This is a genomic window from Clostridium sp. AF34-13 (assembly GCF_003477845.1).
GTDB classification, from domain to species: Bacteria; Bacillota; Clostridia; order Lachnospirales; family Lachnospiraceae; genus Butyribacter; species Butyribacter intestini.
The window spans coordinates 165,224-185,893 of record NZ_QUEB01000005.1 but is presented as its reverse complement, the minus strand read 5'-3'; the positions used below and the strand labels follow the sequence as shown (position 1 = coordinate 185,893).

The window sequence follows — 20,670 nt, the reverse complement described above, 5'->3', positions numbered from 1 at the left end:
AAAGGACTTGAAAAATATGTTTAAGAAGAATAAGAAACAGACAGAAACTATCAAAGAACCAAAAGAAAAAAAGGTGCGTACTGTCAAGGTAGGCACACATAAGAAAACCGTGATTGCGTTGTGGGTGGTGCTTGTCGCAAGCGTGAGCTTTGGGGTGTATAAGAATTTTACGGCTATCGACCAGCACACCACCCATGAAAAAGAAATCATTGAACTTTGCTTGCAGGACACCAACGGGATAGAAAATTTCGTGAAAAACTTTGCGAAGTCCTATTACACATGGGATAACAGCAAAGAAGCTATCGAAGCAAGGACGCAGGCAATCAGCGGTTATCTGACAAAGGAATTGCAGGACTTAAATGTAGACACCATTAGAACCGATATACCGACCAGCTCCACGGTTACAGATGTGATTGTATGGCATATCGAGCAATCGGGAGCGGACACTTTTTCTGCTACCTACGAAGTAGATCAGCAGATAAAAGAGGGAGAACAGACAAGCAATGTGAAAGCAACCTATACTGTAAAAGTCTATGTGGACGCAGACGGGGATATGGTAATCGTTCAAAACCCTACCCTTGCACCAGCAGTTGAAAAATCAGACTATGAGCCTAAGACACCAGAAGCAGACGCAAGCGTGGACGCTGATACGGTAAATGACGCTACCGCTTTTCTGGAAACATTCTTTAAGCTGTACCCAACAGCGACGGAAAAAGAGCTTGCTTACTATGTATTGGGAAATGTGATTGAACCTATCGGCAGGGACTACCTTTATTCTGAACTGGTAAACCCTATCTTTATAAAGGACGGCGACAATGTGAAAGTCAAGGTTGCGGTAAAATTCATTGATAATCAGACAAAAGCGACGCAGGTATCGCAGTATGAGCTTGTGCTACATAAGGATAGTAACTGGAAGATTGTAGGATAAATGATATAGCGTGCATTTCCTATCAGATTTGCACGCTTTTACAAAACGACAAGAAAACTGTGCAAAAATATTGACTTGTAATGACCGAATGCTATAATATAAATGACAAGTGTACTTGGTATTATTTGAAGGGAGCGTTATATAATGGATAAAGAAAAAATACTATCACAAAACAAAAAAGAGAATCTATATCTTGATGAATACGAAAAACATATTAAACTTCAAGGGAAATCTTTTGGCTTAATGTTTGTTTTATTTATCTGCATTTTAATTCTTTTCATTAAAGCAGTTTGTAAAGAACCTTACTATGACATAATGACAATTATTGGGTCTGTGGCATTTGGCTCTATGGGTTATGAAGCACATATTTCAAAAAATAAATCCAAATTTGTTATTGCTTTATTCTTTTTTCTATTTATGGGGTATTACTTTTATAAATTTTTAATGGTAGGTTTATAGAATGGACGAACATTTAATTTTGCGAAACAGATTAAAAACTGTACGAAAAGAAAAAAAATTATCACAAACAGAATTAGCTGAACTAGTCGGGGTTTCTCGGAATACAGTTAGTTCTATTGAAACTGGACAATTTAATCCAACAGCAAAATTGGCATTAGTGCTTTGTATAGCTTTAGATAAAAAATTTGAAGAATTATTTTATTTTGATTAAAGGAGAGAACGATTATGGAATTAGAGGAATTGATTGTTGAAATAGTTATAGGATTGTTTTTACTTTTTACATCTTATCAAATAGGTATAAAAGAGAATATTACTTTATTACATGGTTATCATTATACACAACTTGACCCTAAAGATAAAAAGGTGTTTACAAAAAAAGCCCTCTTTAAAGGGCTTTTATGTTTATTTTGAAAAAGAGATAAAATCAATATATCCCTTTTCCCCAATTTTTACAACGGCATTGTAGGGCTTTTTCTCTTTGTTTTTGATTCCTTTTACCAGGGTTTCTTTTCCCTCCAGTAATTCTTTTACATTCGTTTTGGTTAGTTTTTTCTTTCTAAAATGTTCAGCTAAAGTAAACTTACATTCAGGATAATTTGAACAACCATAAAACGATTTTTTTAATACAATATTGTTGCCACACTTAGGACATTTTCCTACAAGGGGTCCCGAGCGCTTAGTGGGAATTTGTACCCCTTATCGATACAAATTCCCCGTAGGCGCTAGGGACCTCTTTAGCTTCTTGGAAGCTGTCAGTAGTATATCTAATAATTTATCTCCATTCCCTTTAGTAACGTGTAACTTTCCAAATTTAAAAAAGCGACTCATAGAATTATTTCCTCCCGTTAAATAATAGATAACTATTAAAAATAGACAATACTTGCTCATAAGTAATGGTACTTAAATTGTTTACTTTGGCGTGTTCCATTGCTTGATGAAACTGATTTTTAGTAAACAGTTGACGATATTCTCGATTGACCCATTTTGAAACAAAGTACGTATATAGCTTCCAATATTTATCTGGAACATCTGTGGTATGGCGGGTAAGTTTTATTAAGACACTGTTTACTTTTGGTTTAGGATGAAAGCATTCCGCTGGCAGCTTAAGCAATTGCTGAATCGAGACTTGAGTGTGCAAGAGCAACCCTAGTGTTCGGTGAATATCCAAGGTACGCTTGTAGAATCCTTCTTCAACAATCAGATAGATGTCAGACGCACGGCTTTCAAAAACCACTTTTTTAATAATTTGTGTGCTTAAATGGTAAGGAATATTCCCAACAATTTTATACCTCTGTTTGTTAGGGAATTGAAACTGTAGAATATCTTGGTGAATTAAAGTGACACGAGTATTCAGTTTTAATTTTTCTGACGATAAGTTGAATAGATGACTGTCTAATTCAATAGACGTTACCTGTTTACTTATTTTAGCCAGTTTCGTCGTTAAATGCCCTTTACCTGTTCCAATTTCGTAAACGGTATCGGTTTCTTTTAAATTCAATTGTTTTATTATTTGGTTGAGTACTTTTTCACTCGTTAAAAAGTTTTGAGAATATTTTATATTTTTGTTCATGTAATCACTCCTGAAGTGATTACATCTGTAAATAAATACAGAAGTTAAACGATTTGTTTGTAATTTTAGTTATCTGTTTAAAAAGTCATAAGATTAGTCACTGGTAGGAATTAATCTAACGTATTTATTTATCTGCGTAATCACTGTTTTTAGTCTGTTTCAAAACAGTAGATGTTTTATCTACATTACGCATTTGGAATACCAACATGACGAATCCCTCCTTCTTAATTACAAATTTTTAGCATCTAATTTAACTTCAATTCCTATTATACAAAATTTTAAGATAACAGTCAAGAACATATCTGCACAAGTTGTAGATATACCATAAATGCTGATAATCAACATGATTACGCTTACCATCAAATAAGTAAGTGTTTCTTGCTTATTAAAATTATCCATAGTACAACGTGAATTCCAGAGAAAAAGAGAAATCGCACCAAGAATAATACTTAAAACAAAAATGACATTTCTTTTTTTACTGTCACGGAACATTTTCTTTTCATTTTGTTTGTCAAAATAAAGAAAATCACGTATCGTCATTTTACTTATTCTTCTTAATAGATTAAGCAAAACCAAAACATAAATAGTTAAAAAATAAATTATCAATAGTCCAATAGAAACGAAATTCAAAGAAATAAAGAGAGTTTTTGGAATACCCAGTAAGTTTACAATTACTAACGACACAAACTGGCTGAATAAAAAGCCAATAGGAATAGCTAATACAAATGCTAAAATTCCCAACAGTATATTTTCAATTACAACTAAGTGGGCAATTTCTTTTTTCTTAATGCCAAGAAGCATATATGTTCCTAATTCTTTACTTCTTTTTTCAAACATAAATTTCGTTGTATAGTTGATCAAAAAGCATATCACAAAAATAATAAGAATATTTACAGCGAACAATGAATTCTTAAATGCATCCATACTGGAACATAACTTTACAATTTCATCAGAATTTGCCACCAAATTAAAAGCAAATATAAGAGAAAAGGATGCAGTAACGGTTATCAGATAAATCAAATAATCTTTAATATTTCTTTTTGTATTTCTATACGCTAACTTACCTAACATTTCCCACTTCACCTCCGAGCAAGGTTAATATATCCAGTATTTCATTGAAGAAATCTTTTCTGCTTTTTTCCCCTCTGAAAATTTCATTGAATATTTTACCGTCTTTCAAGAACAAAATACGTTCACAGAAAGACGCACTAAACGGGTCATGTGTTACCATTAAAATAGTAGCCTGCATTTTCTTGTTGATTTCAGACATTGTTTCCAGTAATAATCTGGAAGCTTTTGAGTCCAAAGCTCCCGTCGGTTCATCAGCTAAAATCAGTTTCGGTTCATTGATTAAGGCTCTAGCACAAGCACAACGCTGTTTTTGTCCGCCAGAAACTTCATAAGGAAATTTCGATAAAATATCACGAATACCCAATTTATCGGCGATAGCATGAACTCTTTTCTCAATATCAGTAGGGTTCTGTTTGTTGATAACCAATGATAAAGAAATGTTTTCTCCAATCGTTAAAGTATCTAAAAGGTTGAAATCTTGAAAAATGAACCCTAAATTTTCACGTCTGAAATCAGCAAAATCTTTATCCTTGATTTTGGTAATATCTTGATTATTGACTGTAATGTGTCCGCTGGTTACAGTATCAATCGTAGAGATACAGTTTAATAGGGTAGTCTTTCCAGAACCACTAGCTCCCATGATTGCGACAAATTCGCCCTTATCTACATACATAGAAATACCGTCTACTGCCTTTGTGATATTTCCAGAGTTACCCCCGTAGTATTTTTTTACTTGCTCTAAATTTAAAATGTGTTCCATTAAAAATCGCTCCTTTCTTCCTGCCACATTTATTTGTTTTGGAATACAATTAAATTATAGCAAGGGCAGTATTCAATTACACTTACAGTTTTGAAAGTAAACAGAGAGTAAAAGAGCCGTGATAATGCAGATCACAATTTTGTGAAGCATTTCCACGACCCTTTTATTATAATTTTGCCTTTGTCTTTTTCGTAATGATATAAATATATTCTTCTGGTGTAGGGCGTTTATTCCCAAAATACTTTTTGAAATTTGCCTGCACCTCTGGGTCGGTGCTATTCATAGCTTCATCAATCGTAGCTTCAATATCCGCCCGAACATCAGCCAATGATACACCGCCAGCTTTTGCACCAGCTTTCAATGCCTTTTTTATATCTCTTTTGTTCAGTCCTATCATATTCATACCTCAATTCTACTTTTTAAAGCTAATAAGTTTTCCATTGTATTTTACAATGATGAATATGATATAAAACACTCCTACAACAATCAAAATAAGACCTATGTAATAGCCTAATTCAGAATGAGAGATTAAATTGATAATCGGCATAACAAGAATACCAATACTAACCAGTAAAGTGCCTATTCCTATTTTTTTTGTAATCACAAATCACTTATCACAAATCACAAGTGATTAATCACAAATCACTTGTGATTTGTGATTCTTAATGATACAATATTACTATGTTTTAGCTTTAAAGGCTCGTACAGACTATATGTTTTGTGCGGGCTTTTTTCATACCCGAAAAAATTTAAAAAATTTTTCAAAAGAGGTCATTAAATCACACCTAGCTGTCCTTATATGGTGCGGAAAGAGGGATAAACACTTTTCAAATCATAAAGGAAAGGAGGTGAGATTGATGAAACCGTCTGACTTCCAGAAAACAGTTCAATGTCGTTTTGAAAGTTGTTTAAAGAAAGTTGTCCGTAGTGTCGTGAAAGATTATTACAAGGAATTAAACCGTCGTAAGAATAAAGAAATATCTTTCAGCGAATTGCCAGATGTCCTTGTTGATAAAATGGCTGTTTGGGACGACTACGAAACAGATTATACAATCTTTTCAGTATGTGGCATTGATATTCGTGTCCTTGATGATGAATTGGCAGAAGCCTTGAAGAAACTTCCAGAAAGAAAACGCAATACTCTGTTGATGTATTACTTCTTGGAAATGACAGAAAGTGAAATTGCCAACTTGCAGAAAATCACGCAAAGCGGTGTATTTAGAAACCGACATCACGCTTTGGAAACTATGAAAAAAATACTCAAGGAGGAACATTAGAAAATGAAACAGTTATTTAAGAAACCGTCTTATTACTTGATTTCATCAGCTATGGACGGAAACGAAAAAGCGATTGAAAAATTACTGGCATTTTATGACCCTTACATATCAAAGTGCTGTTTGCGTTCACTTTATGATGAATACGGCAATGTTTATATCGTTGTAGATATGGAATTAAAAGGACGTATCAGAGAAGCACTTATCAAAATGATTTTAGGTTTTGATATTGAAGATATGGACTTAGAACCAGAAGAATAAGCAGTTTTTAGCGGAGCATGATTTAATATCCCCCTCTTTCCTGCTCTGCCACCTGCTTTTATATGAAAGCAACACGCTTTCACCACAGCTCTTTGACAACTGAATAAAGCAGACAGATACGTTTGTGAGATGGCGAGCCACGGGGACTGTACGCCACGACCTTTTCAAAAGAAAGCGAGCGACCCACGCAGTGATCCGAGAGCGACTGTTGGAAAAGTTGTTTTGCCACGACCTATCCTCACAGAATAATGATACGTCCGCATGGTGCGGTTCTGCCCACAAGAATGGGAATAGTTGAGATACTAATGGAGCTTTCCAAAGCCGTCTGCCTGCTTGTAAAAAACGACACACAGTAAAGGGGGGTGCATAGATTATGAACAATACTGATGTGCCTATTTGGGAAAAATATACGCTGACGGTTGAAGAAGCGTCCAAATACTTCCGCATTGGCGAAAAGAAATTGCGTAAATTAGCCGAAGAAAATCTTGACGCTGGCTGGGTTATCGTGAACGGCAACCGTATTCAGATTAAGCGAAAACAATTTGAAAAAATCATAGATACATTGGACGAAATCTAATGTCATTGAGCCGTAGATATGGTATAATAAATATAGCGTATCACGGCTCGTTCCATGACGGAAAGGAGCTTTACACTATGTCTAATGTAAAACGAAAAGACAGTAAAAATCGCAATTTGCGTAATGGAGAGAGCCAGCGAAAAGACGGAAGATACGTTTATAAATATACCGATATATACGGAAAGCCACAATTTATCTATTCTTGGAAACTTGTACCGACAGACAAGACACCTGCTGGAAAGCGTGATGATATATCGTTGAGGGAAAAAGAAACACAGATTAAAAAAGACCTTAACGACGGTATCGATACAGCAGGCGGTAAAATGACAGTCTGCCAGCTCTACGACAAGAAGAACAGCCAAAGAAAGAACATCAAGAGGGCTACTGAAAAAGGACGACAGTATCTTATGAACGCTCTGAAAAATGACCCATTGGGTATGAGGGCGATTGATACTGTTAAGCAGTCGGACGCTAAAGAATGGGCTATCAGAATGAGCGAAAAAGGATACGCCTATAAAACGATTGATAACTACAAGCGTTCCTTGAAAGCGTCATTTTACATGGCGATACAAGACGACTGTATCAGAAAGAACCCGTTTGAATTTAAGCTAAGTGATGTTCTGGAAGATGATACGGAGCAGAAAGTTATCCTTACACCAGAGCAGGAAGAACGCCTGCTTGCCTTTATGGAAAAGGATAAGATTTACAGCAAGTATTATGATGAGGTTGTGCTTCTGCTGGAAACGGGACTTCGTATTTCTGAATTTTGCGGACTAACGACGCATATTGATATGCAGAACAGAATACTCAATATAGACCACCAGTTATTGAAAGACAGCGAAATCGGCTACTATATTGAAACGCCAAAGACCAAAAACGGAAAACGAGAACTTCCATTGACAGAACGGGCTTATCAAGCAATCCAAAGAATACTAAAGAACAGAGGAAAGGCACAACCGTTGATTGTAGGTGGTTATAGCAATTTCCTATTCTTGAACCGTGAGGGCTTACCTAAAGTTGCAGGAAACTATGAGGGCATGGTGCGAGGACTAATTAAGAAGTATAACAAGTATCACACGGACAAGTTACCGAACATCACACCACATTCATTCCGACATACTTACTGTACGAATATGGCAAACAGAGGAATGAACCCAAACACCCTGCAATATCTTATGGGACACGCTAACATAACCATGACACTTGGCTATTATGCACACGGTACATTTCAATCTGCAAAAGCAGAACTGGAAAGACTGGCTTGTTAATATCGGAGCTTATATTTACTACTCATTTACTACTTTTGGTTGCATTTTCATGCTGGTAAATGCCAGCTTATGCAAGGTATCTTCCAAAAAGAAAATACCGATAAAGCCCTAAAATACGGGATATATCGGCATTTACCAACTTATGAAAAGATAATCAGAAATTTAGTAAGTTTTTAAAATAAAAAAATATGATTTGCACAAAGTATAGTGCAGGAATGGAGGCATATATGAGAAAGAAAGTATTATCTTTAGTTTTAGCGGCGGCGATGGTTTTTGGAATGACAGGCTGTGACTCAGCTATCAGCAGTGAGTCAAAATCAGACTCAGGCGACAAGAGCGATACTATAAAAGTTGGAGTTTTGCTCAGTACAACAGGTGATTTTTCAATTTCAGAAACGCCTATGAAAAACTGTGCACAGATGGCAATCGATGAGATAAATGAAAAAGGCGGAATAAACGGCAAAAAGATTAAGGCAATCTACAGCGATTACGGTTCAGACCCTTCAATGGCAGCCGAGAAAGCACAGGAACTTATATTAAATGACAAGGTGTGTGCGATTGTCGGAACAAACTCAACATCGACAAGACTTTCAGTAGAGCCTATTATCGAAAAATATGATAACCTGCTTGTTTATAATACATTTTATGAGGGTGAAAAACCATCTGACAATGTTCTTTATACAAATACTGTTCCAAGTCAGCAGGTAGACGGATTTTTACCATATATAACAAAAAATATCGGAAAGAAGATATTCTTTGTCGGTTCAGATTATGAGTTTCCTAAAAATACTATAAGTTATGCAAAGAAGAAACTTAAAGACCTCGGTGCTGAATGTGTCGGTGAGGAGTATGCACCGTCAGGAACAACGGATTTTGCTTCTATCGTAAATAAGATTAAGAGTGCAAAGCCTGATGTTATATTCTCAGCAGTTGCAGGTAATGATTCAGTATCATTTTATTCAGACTGCTCACAGTACGGAATAGATATGAAAAAGACTCCAATATGCTCAGTTGCCTGTCATGAGGGAACTGTAAAAGGTATCGGCAAGGCAGCAGTCGGAACATATTCATGCTTTAATTATTTTAATGTTCTTGGAACTACAGAATCAGATGAGTTTGTAAAGAAATACAAAGAAAAATACGGCACTGACACAACAGTCAATAACGGTGCGGAGTCTACATATACAGGTGTGTATATGCTTGCGGATGCCATTGAAAAAGCCGGTTCGACAAAACCTGCTGATATTGTAAAAGCGGCAGCAGGAATGGAGATAAGCTGTCCGGCAGGAAAGATAAAGATGGACGAGAAAAATCATCACGCATGGCTTCCAATCTATATTGGAAAAGTTAATAAAGACCTTACATTTGATATTGTTTCAAAGTCTGACGGACTCGTAGAACCGGTTACAGACTAAAATATCAAAGACTTGTGAAACTGATTATATGTTGTGTTAATTGCGAGGATATAACAAATACTGACGCAGGCACAGTTTTACATATGTATAAAATGATGACTAGGAGGAATGTATATGGAGTTAGTTGTCTCTCAGATAATTAATGGAATAAGCGGCTCGGCGGAATTGTTTCTCGTTGCCATAGGGCTTGTTATTACATTCGGTATGCTCGATGTTGTAAATATGGCTCATGGAGAGATGATAATGCTCGGTGCATACTTTGGATGTGTATTTGTGAACAGTCTCCATCTTCCTTTTGCGGTGGCGGTTATCCTGACCGTCATTGCAACGGGACTTATAGGAGCATTGATAGAACATTTTCTGATAAGAAAGATTTATGGTAAGGTTGCGGAGACATTGCTTGTAACCTTTGCACTTACATATATCATACAGCAGATAGTGAGAATGATATTCGGACCTGAAAATCAAAATCTTGCAATGCCGATAAAAGGAAGCCTGCATCTTGGTGGTGTGACAATTCCTTATTACGATATGTTTCTTATACTGATGGCATTAATAGTTCTTTTTGTTACACTCGGATTGTTTTATAAAACATCTTATGGAATGCAGCTTAGAGCCATCACACAGAACAGACAAATGACACAGTGTCTCGGTGTAAATTCAGGTAATATCGACAAGATAACATTCGGATACGGATGTGCACTCGCAGGACTTGCGGGAATACTTCTCGCTCCTGTTTCAAGTGTATCACCCGGAATGGGAACTGACTATATCGTAGACAGTTTCTTAGTCGTTATACTTGGCGGATTAAATTCTATCGTTGGCTCGCTGTTTGGCTCGGTAGTCATTCAGGAAGCAGTTTCGGTAATGGCAAGTTTTATGAGTCTTGTAACGGCAAAACTTCTTATATTTGTCGTGATAATAGTTGTTATCAGATTTAAGCCGCAGGGATTGTTCTCGGCAAAGGATAAGAGATAGGAAAGGAGGCAGTACCATGAAAGATAGATTAAAGAAAGCTACCATCGACAAATATCTTGCAATTATAGTGATAATTGCACTTGCATTTGTGCCGTTTGTGGCAAATTTATACAGTACACAGATTTTAGGAAAATTTATAACATATATGATTGCTGCTCTCGCACTCGACATCCTCTGGGGATACGGCGGTCTGATGAATCTCGGTTTTGCGGTATTTTTTGGAATGGGCGGTTATATCGTTGGAATTTCTCTTGCCTGTCAGGACGGACTTCCTGCATTTATGAGCAGTCTTGGGAAACTTCCGGCAATTTATGCACCACTCAAAAGTATTCCTGTTGCGATAATACTCGGAGTTTTAATTCCGGCACTTGTTGCACTTGTACTTGGTTATTTTATTTTTACGAGCAAGATAAAAGGTGTATTTTACAATGTTATAACGCTTGCATTTGCGGGGTTGTTTGAACTTTTTATAACAACAAACCAGTCTTATACCGGAGGTTCAAGCGGTGTCAACGGAATTGCTTCAGGACTGAATAAGATAACGATAGGCGGGCATTCGGTAAGTATAGTGCAGTGGTATTACATAGCATTTATATCACTTGTTGTTATTTATATTTTGTGTTTATGGATTACTGAATCACGATTTGGAAAAGTCATCAAATCGGTAAGAGATAATGAAGCAAGACTTCGTTTCTTAGGTTACAATCCGGCAGTGTTTAAGATGACATTATTTGCCATTGCGGGAGCAATAGCAGGATATGCAGGTATGCTCTATGTACCGATGACATCATTTATCTCAATAGAAAGTGCGGGTGTCACATTTTCAACAATGATGCTTGTATGGCTTGCCGTGGGAGGCAGGGGAAATCTCTCAGGAGCGATGATAGGTGCATTGTTTGTAAGTTTTCTGCAGAGTAAATTGTCAAGCAGTTTTGGAGAGATATGGCAGCTTGTACTCGGTGTGATTTTGATAGTAGTCGTATTGTTCCTGCCAAACGGTGTTATAGGAACATTGAAAAATATCCAGTATAATCGCAGAACCAAAAAGAAAGCGTAGAAAGAGGTGACTATATGGGCTATCTTGAATTAAAAAATCTGACGGTTGAATTTAGCGGTTTTCGTGCTGTCAATGAAGTGAACATGACGATTGAAAAGGGTGAACTCAGAACGCTTATCGGACCAAATGGTGCGGGAAAGACCACCATAATAGATATGATAACAGGAAAAACAAAGCCTACATATGGAAGCCTACTTTTAGATGGCAAAAATATAGCGGGCAAAGATGCATATGAAATTTCGGATAAATTTAAAGTAGGACGAAAATTTCAGGGACCGAATATATTTGATTATATGACGGTCGAGGAAAATGTAGAAGTTGCACTTTCTGGTTACAGCAGTTTATTAAAGACATTTACATATCGAAGAAAAAAGAACATTCAGGAAAAAATAGACGAAATTCTGGAACAGATAAATCTAAAAGATGAAAAAGAAATACTTCCAAACTATCTTTCACACGGACAAAGACAATGGCTTGAAATAGGTATGGTTCTTGCACAAAATCCTGAGATAATAACACTGGATGAGCCTACCGCGGGAATGACGGCGGATGAAACATACAAGACAGGTGAACTTATCTTAAATGTGATGAAAGATAAAACATTAATCGTGGTAGAACATGATATTGATTTTGTAAAACAGATTTCAGAGAAGATAACGGTACTCAGCCAGGGCGAGATACTTGCCGAGGGAAGTTATGATGACATAACCTCAAATCCTGAGGTTGTGCGTGTATATCTGAAAACTGATTAAGGAGGCTTGCTATGTTAAAAGTAGATGATGTATCGGTAAGTTATGGAAAAAGTCAGGTTGTTTATAATGTATCATTTGAGATAAAAGATGACGAGAAACTTATTTTACTTGGGAGAAACGGTGTTGGAAAGACAACATTATTAAAAAGCATAATAGGACTTCTTCCGGCAAAAACGGGAGATATAAGTCTTAATTCAGATAAAGTGACAAAACTAAAACCGTATGAGCGTTCAAGAAAAGGAATAGCATATGTTCCGCAGGGCAGGGAGATAATACCACAGCTTACGGTGCAGGAAAATCTTGAACTTGGGGCATTGGCACATAAAGTGGATTATGCAAAAAAAGTTGAGGAAATATTTGAATATTTTCCGGTACTTACACAGCACTTAAAGAGAAAAGGCGGTGTATTATCGGGTGGGCAACAGCAGCAGCTTGCAATCGCAAGAGCATTAATGAGTGATCCAAAGATATTGATACTAGATGAGCCGACCGAGGGAATACAGCCTAATATAGTGTCGGATATAGCGGATATACTTACGAGGTATCATAAGGAAAAGAAAGTACCGATAATAGTAGTTGAGCAGAACCTGAGATTTGCGAGAAAACTTGGTGACAGATTTTTAATTATGCAGAAGGGTTCAATCGTGGCACAGGGGCAGATGGACGAACTTACGGATGAGCTTAGTAAGAAGTATATGAGTGTGTAATGTTGATATGAGGGAGGCAGGTTTTATGTATAAATGTGATTTAGACAGACTGAGTGAGAAAATTAAAACTTTTAGCAAGTTTGGTGATACAGGTAATGGTGGTATTACAAGACTTTCGCTGTCGGATGAGGCTTTGGCGGCAAGGGAGGAGTTTTGTGAGAGATTAAAAAAACTTGGAGCAAATATCGTGACCGATGATATGGCAAATATATATGCCACTATTCCGGGAAGTGAAAATCTTCCTGCTATACTTAGCGGTTCGCATCTTGATTCGGTAAGACAGGGCGGGAATTATGACGGTGTGCTTGGCGTTTTAAGTGCGATGGAGGCAGTTGAAACGATAGTCACTGACAAGATACCGCATCGTCATCCGATAACGGTTGCTGTCTGGACAAATGAGGAGGGTGCAAGATTTGAGCCTGCGATGATGTCATCCGGAGTTTTGTGCGGTAAATTTAAAAAGGAAGATATGCTTAACAGTGAAGCTAAAGATATTCCGGGATATTATTTTAAAGATGCACTCCAAAAAAGCGGATATAAGGGCAGTGAAGAAAACAGGATGAACCCCGAAAAGACTGCAGGACTTGTGGAACTTCATGCTGAGCAGGGACCGGTGCTTGATGCGGAAAATAAAGAGGTCGGAATAGTCGAGGGTGTATGCGGCATGGTAAATTATGAATTTACGATGCGTGGACAGGCAGACCATGCGGGAACATTTCCTATGAAATACAGAAAAGATGCATTGTATGCCTGTGCAAAAGTCATAGATTATCTGCATGAAAATCTTGATAAGCTTGATGAAGAACTCGTCTATACGACAGGAAAAATATCGGCACATCCAAACATTCACACGATAATACCTGATGAAGTGAAACTGACACTTGATTCAAGGCATAAAGACCCGAAAGTCATGGAACAGGTTGTCGAAGTAATAAAAAATCTGCCTGAGTCATTAGAAAAATGCACTGTCGAAAAAAAAGAAGCATGGGCAAGAGATACTGTATATTTTAATAAAAAACTTGTCGGGTTTGTCGAGGACAGCGTAAAAGAACTCGGTTATACATACAAAAAAATGTATAGTGGTGCCGGACATGATGCACAGTATATGTGCGATGCTATACCAACGACAATGATATTTGTGCCTAGTGTGGAGGGACACAGTCATTGCGAACTTGAATACTCAACACCTGAGAATTGCTTAAAAGGAGCAAATGTACTTTTAAATACATTGCTTAAGATGGATGAGGAATTGTAGATTTTTTGGGATTTGGGAAATGGACGCCGTAAATAGGGATTATATTCCACCTCAGTGACGCTTTCGCTCGGAGAACACCGTAGGTGTGGACAGTAACTAATAATCCATATTTACGGCTGTTTTTGGTGCAAGTAATTGAAATTGTATATACAAAATGCTACAATGCTGTTAGATTTGAAACCTATCAAGGAAGTCGCAAAGTGGCAGAGCGTACCACAAATATCTGCTTTAACAGATAAAAAAGGGTTTGGCAGTTGTATGTATTGAAGAATGAGAGGGCGTTATTTATGGCAGCGGATATGAGAGAAAACAGTGCAGAGATTACAAAGATTCAGGATGTTGATAACAGCAATAATAAACAGTTTCCGACATGGAAGTGTGTTACGGATTATTTTTCTTATATCACGCCGGCTATAAAACCGCTTTCTGCTAATGTGTCCGTGATTGAGGGTGAAAAGTATCTGTGGGTTTATGATGTTGGAAGTCATGAAAATATTCCTGAAATGCTTGCGGAGATTTCAAAGCAAAAAGGAAAGAAGATTAAGATTATTTTGTCGCATTTTCATCCCGACCATATTGCAAATGTGCAACATATAAAGTGGGAGAGTCTGTATCAGGGGAAAAACACATACAAATATACACATATCGGTGAGATTGTTGAGAGTGATATAAATGTGGATGAAACAGACATAAAACTTAGAATTTTTCAGATGCCGTCAAGCCATGCTAAGGGTTCGCTTGCTCTTTTGGTTAATAATAAATATTGTCTGCTTGGCGATGCTCTGTATCCGGCTCATAAGGGTGATAAGACTGTCTATAATGCCGGAATTTTGAAACAGCAGATTGATATATTAAAAAAGATGGCGGCTCCATATGTTCTTCTTAGTCACAGAGAGCCGTTTGTGCAGAAAAAACAGGCTGTTATATCATGGCTTGAAAAGATATACGCTATGAGAGAGAAGAATGAGCCGTGGATTCTCATGACAGGGCAGAATGTTCCAAACTGAAACCAGTGCCAAAGGCAAATCTATATCACAGATAGCAGACGAAATTGAGGAGACAGAGGATAAGGTTTTGGAGTTGATAGAGCAGATTAAGTCTGAATGACAAACAGCATAATATAAAAAAGAAAGAAGGATTTATGGATGGATTGTGATGAAGTAAGAGTAGGAATGTTAAATAGATTACATTTTGAAATGATAAAATTATATAATGGTGACGCAAGAAGAATACAGCATTTTTGTAAAGTCCATAGCTATGCAAAACTTATTGCCGAGATGGAAAATGTCGATAAAGACACATTATTTATTATTGAAACAGCGGCATTTACACATGATATAGGAATACATTTGTGCGAAGAAAAATATGGAGATTGCAATGGCAAACTTCAGGAAAAAGAAGGACCTGCACTTGCACAAAAGCTGCTTGAAAGTCTTGATTTTCTGCAGAATGTGTCAGAGAGAGTGCAATACCTTATCGGTCATCATCATACATATAACGATATAGATGGCATTGATTACCAAATTCTTGTAGAAGCAGATTTTTTGGTGAATATGTATGAGGACAGTCTGTCAAAAAAGGCGGTAAAACACGCATATGACAGCATTTTTAAGACTTCTTCCGGCAGGAAGATATGTGAGGAAATATTTGGAATTGATTGAGTTGTTTTAGTGGGAATGTAAAAAGAAATATTCCGTATGTGACTATTATAATATAGTCTGTATGGGGTATTTTTTTTTGTGTGATATATGTCATTGAAACCGTAAATTTTTGATGTTATTATACATAGGAACATTTTGGAGAGGTCTGTTTATCATTTTTATACTTATGATTGTAATGCATGAATTGCTGGTAAAGAAGATGGGAGAATAGACAATGATTTTTAAGAAATGGAGATAATAATGAATAATCCGATAAAAACATTGACAAAAAGAGAATGGTCTATCTGGCTTGGCTCAATAATAATAGTTCTAATATCAAATCTTGCGACAAAAGATTTTGACCTGCTCACACTTGTTGCGGCACTTACAGGTGTAACATCGCTTATTTTTGCCGCAAAAGGAAATGTGTGGGGTCAGGTGCTTATGATACTTTTTAGTATTCTTTACGGGATAATATCATTCCGCTTTCGTTACTGGGGAGAGATGTTGACATATCTCGGAATGACGCTTCCAATGGCTGTATGGTCTACGATAACATGGATTAAAAATCCGTCGGAAAATAATGGAAATGAAGTACAGATACAGTCTTTAAGTAAAAAACATATAGTGGCACTTTGTATAAGTGGAATAATTGTGACAGCAGTTTATTATTATATTCTTAAAAGTTTTAACACACCTAATATTATTTTTAGTACGATTTCGATAATTACAAGTTTTATTGCAGCGTCACTTACGATGCTCAGGTCATCGTATTATGCGGTGTGGTATGCTGTGAACGATGTTGTTTTGATAATACTGTGGGTGCTCGCATCACTTAAAGATCCGGCATATATTCCTGTTGTTGTGAATTTTAGTATATTTTTTATGAATGATATGTATGGATTTATGAGTTGGAAACAGAGGGAGTTAGAGCAGGCAGAAGTTTGAAGATATTAGGATGAAGAAAAACTTCGTGATGATGGTGTGTAGCGGATTTTTAAATATGGAATTGCCTGTTATAAAAAACGGTGTAAAGCGAGTGTCATTAAATAATTTTTAACAACGGCCTGTCATAAAATAAAAAAGCTCCTCATATGATGTAAAAAAATAAGAGGAGCTTTTAATGTGGAAAAGCTAAATTTTAGAAACAGGAGAAGAAAAAATGCATACATAATAGATGAAAGATTAAGTCAGAGAGCCGTAAGTCTTGCTAATTATATGATTGAAAATAAATCTACCGTAAGGCAGGCTGCTAAAGTGTTTGGAGTAAGCAAATCTACCGTACATAAAGACCTTACAGAAAGGCTCGAAAACATTGATTCGTCATTGGCAGGGCAGGTAAGGGAAGTTCTTGACTTGAACAAATCAGAGAGACATATAAGGGGAGGAATGGCTACAAAGGAAAAATATGCACATATGCATATGTGATTGATAGTGTTAAAAACGACAAGGAGATAGAAATAATTGTTTCTATCTCCCTGTTTTTGTATTTTATGATTTGTACGCTGTTTTTCTTATGGCTGTAAATATATATAATTCAATAATCAGTAAATTTTATATGTTTACAGTGTGTTACAGTTATTCTTTAGTGGCATCAACTATAGCTTCTATTGCTTTATCAAACCAGTCAACATCAAGACTTTCTACATCGCCGGCATCGCTTGCGGCTGCAATAGCAGGAGTCATAGGTATCTGACCGAGTATCGGCAGTTTATATACTGCGGCGACTTCAGCAAGGTGGCTTTTTCCAAATACTTCGATGTGTTTTCCACAGTCCGGACATTCCACATAACTCATATTTTCAATAATTCCTATAATAGGAACATTCATCATCTGTGCCATTTTTACGGCTTTTGCAACTATCATTGATACAAGCTCCTGAGGAGATGTTACGATAACGATTCCGTCAACCGGTATTGACTGGAAAACCGTAAGTGCTACATCACCTGTTCCGGGTGGCATATCTACAAACATATAATCAACATCAGTCCATATAACATCCTGCCAGAACTGTTTTACTGTTCCGGCGATAACAGGACCACGCCATATGACCGGGTCAGTCGCATCATCAAGAAGAAGATTTACGGACATTGTCTGTATTCCCGTTTTTGAATAAACAGGGTATATTCCGCTTTCATCACCTCTGGCTCTCTCTGTAATACCAAAAGCCTTAGGGATTGACGGACCTGTTATATCTGCGTCAAGAACGGCTGTATTATAGCCTTTTTTCTGGAAGTTTGCGGCAAGCATTGAAGAAATCATTGATTTGCCGACACCGCCTTTTCCGCTTATAACACCGATTACTTTTTTGATTGTACTTTTTTCATTTGGTTTTTCTATAAAACTCTTAGGGTCACGGCTTGCACAGGCTTCACCACAGCTAGAGCAGTCATGATTACAATTTTCACTCATAATAATCCTCATTTCTGCACACATTTTTTGGGCATATCAAGTTTGTGTCAAGTGTGCGCAGACACAAATCTTGTGTGCGAAAAATCGGATTTTTCGCACTATCATCCATAATTATTTATTAACTTCAATATCGTAGTATAACATTTTAGTTTTGGAGTGTCAAAAATACATTTGTCATAATCTTTGTAAACATATCATATATTTATATCATAAAGTTGGTAACAGTTCAGCCTTGCATCTCTTACATTCATAAACCTGCCAGCAAGCTGTCAGTCGCTGCTATGCAGCTTATGTTTATTTCATTTCAGAAATGAAAGGCTATTCTACCATAAAAAGATACTTAATAATACAATGAACAAGCTCATTGTATTGCCAACTATCTTTTTATGGCTGAACTGTTACTAAAGTTGTGCATATTTTTTGTTGCTGCGTGCAATGTATGCGTGGACAGTGACGAGGTTTTGATGTTGTTTACAATATTTGTGACCGGTAACTGGTTTATGCACAAAAATTTATGCTATAAAGTGGAGGCAGGTTATGGGTCAGTATAAAAGAATGGTATCTTACTTATACAAATATATAAATGGTGCAAAAAGCCAGAATACAGGATTTGTAAGAATTGAACTTATGGATGTGCAGTGCCGGTTTACTGTCCAGATGAGGATGGTTCCGTTTGAAGTGTTTCCAAAAGTATATCTTTATATTCAAAAAGAGCATGGTGCAAAATGCATAGAAGTGTCGGACATGGGGACAAAATCGGGAAATCTTGTCAGCAGATTTGCTCTTGATAAAAACAATATTGAGCAGACCGGTTATTCATTTGAGGACATAGACGGACTTGTGGTTTACATATCGGATGAAATGTTTTTTGCGACTTCATGGGTGAGGGATGAGGTTAAATTGGGGCAGATAGAGATTGTTTCAAAAACAAGGGAGATGCCTGCCGACAGCATTTTTGAAACAGAAAATACAAAGAGACTGAATGAAAACAATATATCTGAGAGCAGCAATACAGGGAGAAAAAATATTTATGAGAGTGGCAATATGAAGAGCGTAAAAGAGAAAAATGTATTTGATATGGAAAATGAAAAAAGACTGAATGAAAATAATACATCAGATATAGAAAATGCAGAGAAACTAAATGAAAATAATATATTTGAAAATGTTAGTGATGAGTGTATGCAGGTATATAATTTATCAGATAATAGTTTGGCAGACAAAGGATATGAGATGAATGATACAGAAAAATTCGGAAAGTATGCAGGGCAGAATATGGACTCTGATGAGGTCGCAAGTGTTGCTGAGACAAGAGCGGAAAGTGACATAAATACGGAAAAGATGGTGATAAAAGCTAGTGTTTATGAGGAAAACGACAAAGATTTCGGGGAGAGGATACTTAGCACATTTCCGGTGATGTATCCGTTTGCATCAGGAATAATAGATAAAAGTGTGCGTATTGAATTGAAAGACATAGGCTGTCTTCCAATAAAAATGTGGGTACTTGCAAACAATACATTTTTATTGCATGGTTATTGCAGCTACAGGCATATCATATTTGCAAAAATAAAGATTTCTGACATAGAGACGCAGTATGCTGTTGGTTCGCCGGGGATTTATAACAGCTATGATGAAAATATAGCAAGACAGCATGGCTTTATATATTTTCAGCCTATAGGGGAAGTTAAGGACAAAAACGGTACATTCGGCTATTGGATTCATCCGTTAAAGTAAGTATAGAGAAGATGGTCTTCCCATTTGTCATTTATCTTTGCGAATGAGTGGAGATATCCCTCTTTAACAAATCCCAGATTGTTGAGAAGCCGTATGGAGCTTGTGTTATCAGGCATTACATAGGCTTCTATGCGATGCAGGGGATAATTATGGCAGAGTTCGGGGAGAAGAAAGCGGAGTGCTTCCGTCATATAGCCATTTCCGGTATGATTTTTGTCGAGTTTATAACCGACCATACAGCTTTTAAAAGCACCTTTTAGAAAATTGCTGAAACAAATAGTCCCGATAGGAAAATCGGGATTTTTTTTGTCAAAAATCCAATAGCGCATATAATTATTTTTAAAAAAGCTGTTGTACTCTACCGAGAGATTTGCTTTCTGAAAAGATTCGGTATAAAATCGTGAATTTCTTGCAGGCTCAACGCCCTCAAGAACATCCTTATTATTTTTATAAAAATTCAAAACTGCAGGTGCCCATAAAGGCGGCAATATATTTAAAATAAGACGCTCCGTCTGATAGAAAACATTCATGATAAGTCTCCTTTTTTAGAAATAA

At 36.7% G+C, this 20,670-nt stretch carries 26 protein-coding genes and 1 pseudogene; 19 read left to right on the top strand and 8 right to left on the bottom strand.

The features are described 5' to 3' along the window. The first annotated feature begins 16 nt into the window (after positions 1 to 16). The 4 genes from DWZ63_RS06185 (at position 17) to DWZ63_RS06170 (ending at position 1,798) form a co-directional block, all read left to right on the top strand. A complete protein-coding gene (locus DWZ63_RS06185; protein ID WP_003062215.1) occupies positions 17 to 928 on the top strand; it encodes a conjugal transfer protein in 912 nt (303 codons plus the stop codon). A 144-nt stretch (positions 929 to 1,072) separates the two neighbouring features. Then, positions 1,073 to 1,387: a DUF6442 family protein gene (locus DWZ63_RS06180; protein WP_003061887.1), complete on the top strand. Its 315-nt coding sequence runs from the start codon at positions 1,073 to 1,075 to the stop codon at positions 1,385 to 1,387. A gap of 1 nt (position 1,388) precedes the next feature. After that, a complete protein-coding gene (locus DWZ63_RS06175) occupies positions 1,389 to 1,598 on the top strand; it encodes a helix-turn-helix transcriptional regulator (protein ID WP_007286202.1) in 210 nt (69 codons plus the stop codon). A 14-nt stretch (positions 1,599 to 1,612) separates the two neighbouring features. Further along, positions 1,613 to 1,798, top strand: coding sequence for a hypothetical protein (locus DWZ63_RS06170; protein WP_243020499.1), 186 nt, complete (start codon positions 1,613 to 1,615; stop codon positions 1,796 to 1,798). Here the strand turns inward: DWZ63_RS06170 and DWZ63_RS06165 are convergent. From DWZ63_RS06165 to DWZ63_RS06130, 6 genes and pseudogenes are all read right to left on the bottom strand, one after another. Next, positions 1,790 to 2,050, bottom strand: a pseudogene (locus DWZ63_RS06165) (topoisomerase DNA-binding C4 zinc finger domain-containing protein); the annotation flags it as partial. The gene DWZ63_RS06170 and the pseudogene DWZ63_RS06165 sit on opposite strands and share 9 nt — an antisense overlap. A 169-nt stretch (positions 2,051 to 2,219) precedes the next feature. After that, the gene (erm(B), locus tag DWZ63_RS06155) at positions 2,220 to 2,957 is read right to left on the bottom strand and encodes a 23S rRNA (adenine(2058)-N(6))-methyltransferase Erm(B) (RefSeq protein WP_008687088.1); all 738 of its coding nucleotides are present in this window, start codon (positions 2,955 to 2,957) and stop codon (positions 2,220 to 2,222) included. Positions 2,958 to 3,081: 124 nt separating this feature from the next. Then, the gene (locus DWZ63_RS06150) at positions 3,082 to 3,165 is read right to left on the bottom strand and encodes a 23S rRNA methyltransferase attenuation leader peptide (RefSeq protein WP_001814874.1); all 84 of its coding nucleotides are present in this window, start codon (positions 3,163 to 3,165) and stop codon (positions 3,082 to 3,084) included. Positions 3,166 to 3,185: 20 nt separating this feature from the next. After that, positions 3,186 to 4,028, bottom strand: coding sequence for an ABC transporter permease (locus DWZ63_RS06145; protein WP_003060411.1), 843 nt, complete (start codon positions 4,026 to 4,028; stop codon positions 3,186 to 3,188). Beyond that, positions 4,018 to 4,788, bottom strand: coding sequence for an ABC transporter ATP-binding protein (locus DWZ63_RS06140; protein ID WP_003061398.1), 771 nt, complete (start codon positions 4,786 to 4,788; stop codon positions 4,018 to 4,020). The genes DWZ63_RS06145 and DWZ63_RS06140 overlap by 11 nt, the downstream gene beginning before the upstream one ends. A 166-nt stretch (positions 4,789 to 4,954) precedes the next feature. After that, the gene (locus tag DWZ63_RS06130) at positions 4,955 to 5,185 is read right to left on the bottom strand and encodes a hypothetical protein (protein ID WP_003060191.1); all 231 of its coding nucleotides are present in this window, start codon (positions 5,183 to 5,185) and stop codon (positions 4,955 to 4,957) included. A gap of 460 nt (positions 5,186 to 5,645) precedes the next feature. Here DWZ63_RS06130 and DWZ63_RS06120 point away from each other — a divergent pair, with 460 nt between their 5' ends. From DWZ63_RS06120 to spoIIID, 14 genes are all read left to right on the top strand, one after another. Then, positions 5,646 to 6,065 carry a sigma-70 family RNA polymerase sigma factor gene (locus DWZ63_RS06120; RefSeq protein ID WP_003061815.1) on the top strand — a complete coding sequence of 140 codons (420 nt, stop codon included), beginning with the start codon at positions 5,646 to 5,648 and terminating at the stop codon, positions 6,063 to 6,065. 3 nt (positions 6,066 to 6,068) lie between these two features. Next, entirely contained in the window at positions 6,069 to 6,323 is a 255-nt protein-coding gene (locus DWZ63_RS06115) for a helix-turn-helix domain-containing protein (protein ID WP_002322727.1), read from the top strand. A gap of 373 nt (positions 6,324 to 6,696) precedes the next feature. Next, positions 6,697 to 6,900: an excisionase gene (locus tag DWZ63_RS06105; protein WP_002322728.1), complete on the top strand. Its 204-nt coding sequence runs from the start codon at positions 6,697 to 6,699 to the stop codon at positions 6,898 to 6,900. 77 nt (positions 6,901 to 6,977) lie between these two features. Further along, on the top strand, positions 6,978 to 8,168 hold the full coding sequence (locus DWZ63_RS06100; RefSeq protein WP_003062094.1) for a site-specific integrase: 1,191 nt from the start codon (positions 6,978 to 6,980) through the stop codon (positions 8,166 to 8,168). Positions 8,169 to 8,395: 227 nt separating this feature from the next. Beyond that, positions 8,396 to 9,583 (top strand): transporter substrate-binding protein, encoded by a 1,188-nt coding sequence (locus DWZ63_RS06095; protein WP_055944950.1) that lies wholly within the window; start codon positions 8,396 to 8,398, stop codon positions 9,581 to 9,583. A gap of 114 nt (positions 9,584 to 9,697) precedes the next feature. After that, positions 9,698 to 10,561: an urea ABC transporter permease subunit UrtB gene (gene urtB / locus DWZ63_RS06090; protein WP_182431449.1), complete on the top strand. Its 864-nt coding sequence runs from the start codon at positions 9,698 to 9,700 to the stop codon at positions 10,559 to 10,561. A 16-nt stretch (positions 10,562 to 10,577) separates the two neighbouring features. Beyond that, on the top strand, positions 10,578 to 11,618 hold the full coding sequence (locus tag DWZ63_RS06085; protein WP_118499136.1) for an urea ABC transporter permease subunit UrtC: 1,041 nt from the start codon (positions 10,578 to 10,580) through the stop codon (positions 11,616 to 11,618). A gap of 14 nt (positions 11,619 to 11,632) precedes the next feature. Next, entirely contained in the window at positions 11,633 to 12,370 is a 738-nt protein-coding gene (urtD, locus tag DWZ63_RS06080; protein ID WP_118499134.1) for an urea ABC transporter ATP-binding protein UrtD, read from the top strand. An 11-nt stretch (positions 12,371 to 12,381) separates the two neighbouring features. Continuing rightward, on the top strand, positions 12,382 to 13,077 hold the full coding sequence (urtE, locus tag DWZ63_RS06075) for an urea ABC transporter ATP-binding subunit UrtE (protein WP_118499132.1): 696 nt from the start codon (positions 12,382 to 12,384) through the stop codon (positions 13,075 to 13,077). Positions 13,078 to 13,102: 25 nt separating this feature from the next. Continuing rightward, the gene (locus DWZ63_RS06070) at positions 13,103 to 14,332 is read left to right on the top strand and encodes a Zn-dependent hydrolase (RefSeq protein WP_055944942.1); all 1,230 of its coding nucleotides are present in this window, start codon (positions 13,103 to 13,105) and stop codon (positions 14,330 to 14,332) included. Positions 14,333 to 14,619: 287 nt separating this feature from the next. After that, entirely contained in the window at positions 14,620 to 15,339 is a 720-nt protein-coding gene (locus tag DWZ63_RS06065; protein ID WP_022013081.1) for an MBL fold metallo-hydrolase, read from the top strand. Between the two features lie 165 nt (positions 15,340 to 15,504). Then, positions 15,505 to 15,993, top strand: coding sequence for an HD domain-containing protein (locus tag DWZ63_RS06060; RefSeq protein ID WP_118499152.1), 489 nt, complete (start codon positions 15,505 to 15,507; stop codon positions 15,991 to 15,993). A gap of 240 nt (positions 15,994 to 16,233) precedes the next feature. After that, entirely contained in the window at positions 16,234 to 16,920 is a 687-nt protein-coding gene (gene pnuC / locus DWZ63_RS06055) for a nicotinamide riboside transporter PnuC (RefSeq protein ID WP_055944939.1), read from the top strand. A gap of 225 nt (positions 16,921 to 17,145) precedes the next feature. After that, entirely contained in the window at positions 17,146 to 17,400 is a 255-nt protein-coding gene (spoIIID, locus tag DWZ63_RS06050) for a sporulation transcriptional regulator SpoIIID (RefSeq protein ID WP_055945646.1), read from the top strand. 150 nt (positions 17,401 to 17,550) lie between these two features. Here spoIIID and DWZ63_RS06045 read toward each other — a convergent pair whose 3' ends face one another. After that, the gene (locus tag DWZ63_RS06045; RefSeq protein ID WP_022013078.1) at positions 17,551 to 18,384 is read right to left on the bottom strand and encodes an Mrp/NBP35 family ATP-binding protein; all 834 of its coding nucleotides are present in this window, start codon (positions 18,382 to 18,384) and stop codon (positions 17,551 to 17,553) included. A 537-nt stretch (positions 18,385 to 18,921) separates the two neighbouring features. On the opposite strand from DWZ63_RS06045, the gene DWZ63_RS06040 reads away from it, so the two are divergent. Continuing rightward, positions 18,922 to 20,115: a DUF6128 domain-containing protein gene (locus DWZ63_RS06040; RefSeq protein ID WP_055944937.1), complete on the top strand. Its 1,194-nt coding sequence runs from the start codon at positions 18,922 to 18,924 to the stop codon at positions 20,113 to 20,115. Here DWZ63_RS06040 and DWZ63_RS06035 read toward each other — a convergent pair. Continuing rightward, complete coding sequence (locus DWZ63_RS06035; protein WP_055944934.1) at positions 20,100 to 20,645, bottom strand: GNAT family N-acetyltransferase; 546 nt, start codon at positions 20,643 to 20,645, stop codon at positions 20,100 to 20,102. The genes DWZ63_RS06040 and DWZ63_RS06035 overlap by 16 nt on opposite strands. Positions 20,646 to 20,670: the final 25 nt, after the last annotated feature.

Coding starts and splice junctions, on each gene's coding strand:
- DWZ63_RS06185 (WP_003062215.1), top strand. CDS start 17: ATGTTTAAGAAGAATAAGAAACAGACAGAAACTATCAAAGAACCAAAA.
- DWZ63_RS06180 (WP_003061887.1), top strand. CDS start 1,073: ATGGATAAAGAAAAAATACTATCACAAAACAAAAAAGAGAATCTATAT.
- DWZ63_RS06175 (WP_007286202.1), top strand. CDS start 1,389: ATGGACGAACATTTAATTTTGCGAAACAGATTAAAAACTGTACGAAAA.
- DWZ63_RS06170 (WP_243020499.1), top strand. CDS start 1,613: ATGGAATTAGAGGAATTGATTGTTGAAATAGTTATAGGATTGTTTTTA.
- DWZ63_RS06150 (WP_001814874.1), bottom strand. CDS start 3,165: ATGTTGGTATTCCAAATGCGTAATGTAGATAAAACATCTACTGTTTTG.
- DWZ63_RS06145 (WP_003060411.1), bottom strand. CDS start 4,028: ATGTTAGGTAAGTTAGCGTATAGAAATACAAAAAGAAATATTAAAGAT.
- DWZ63_RS06140 (WP_003061398.1), bottom strand. CDS start 4,788: ATGGAACACATTTTAAATTTAGAGCAAGTAAAAAAATACTACGGGGGT.
- DWZ63_RS06130 (WP_003060191.1), bottom strand. CDS start 5,185: ATGATAGGACTGAACAAAAGAGATATAAAAAAGGCATTGAAAGCTGGT.
- DWZ63_RS06120 (WP_003061815.1), top strand. CDS start 5,646: ATGAAACCGTCTGACTTCCAGAAAACAGTTCAATGTCGTTTTGAAAGT.
- DWZ63_RS06115 (WP_002322727.1), top strand. CDS start 6,069: ATGAAACAGTTATTTAAGAAACCGTCTTATTACTTGATTTCATCAGCT.
- DWZ63_RS06105 (WP_002322728.1), top strand. CDS start 6,697: ATGAACAATACTGATGTGCCTATTTGGGAAAAATATACGCTGACGGTT.
- DWZ63_RS06100 (WP_003062094.1), top strand. CDS start 6,978: ATGTCTAATGTAAAACGAAAAGACAGTAAAAATCGCAATTTGCGTAAT.
- DWZ63_RS06095 (WP_055944950.1), top strand. CDS start 8,396: ATGAGAAAGAAAGTATTATCTTTAGTTTTAGCGGCGGCGATGGTTTTT.
- urtB (WP_182431449.1), top strand. CDS start 9,698: ATGGAGTTAGTTGTCTCTCAGATAATTAATGGAATAAGCGGCTCGGCG.
- DWZ63_RS06085 (WP_118499136.1), top strand. CDS start 10,578: ATGAAAGATAGATTAAAGAAAGCTACCATCGACAAATATCTTGCAATT.
- urtD (WP_118499134.1), top strand. CDS start 11,633: ATGGGCTATCTTGAATTAAAAAATCTGACGGTTGAATTTAGCGGTTTT.
- urtE (WP_118499132.1), top strand. CDS start 12,382: ATGTTAAAAGTAGATGATGTATCGGTAAGTTATGGAAAAAGTCAGGTT.
- DWZ63_RS06070 (WP_055944942.1), top strand. CDS start 13,103: ATGTATAAATGTGATTTAGACAGACTGAGTGAGAAAATTAAAACTTTT.
- DWZ63_RS06065 (WP_022013081.1), top strand. CDS start 14,620: ATGGCAGCGGATATGAGAGAAAACAGTGCAGAGATTACAAAGATTCAG.
- DWZ63_RS06060 (WP_118499152.1), top strand. CDS start 15,505: ATGTTAAATAGATTACATTTTGAAATGATAAAATTATATAATGGTGAC.
- pnuC (WP_055944939.1), top strand. CDS start 16,234: ATGAATAATCCGATAAAAACATTGACAAAAAGAGAATGGTCTATCTGG.
- DWZ63_RS06045 (WP_022013078.1), bottom strand. CDS start 18,384: ATGAGTGAAAATTGTAATCATGACTGCTCTAGCTGTGGTGAAGCCTGT.
- DWZ63_RS06040 (WP_055944937.1), top strand. CDS start 18,922: ATGGGTCAGTATAAAAGAATGGTATCTTACTTATACAAATATATAAAT.
- DWZ63_RS06035 (WP_055944934.1), bottom strand. CDS start 20,645: ATGAATGTTTTCTATCAGACGGAGCGTCTTATTTTAAATATATTGCCG.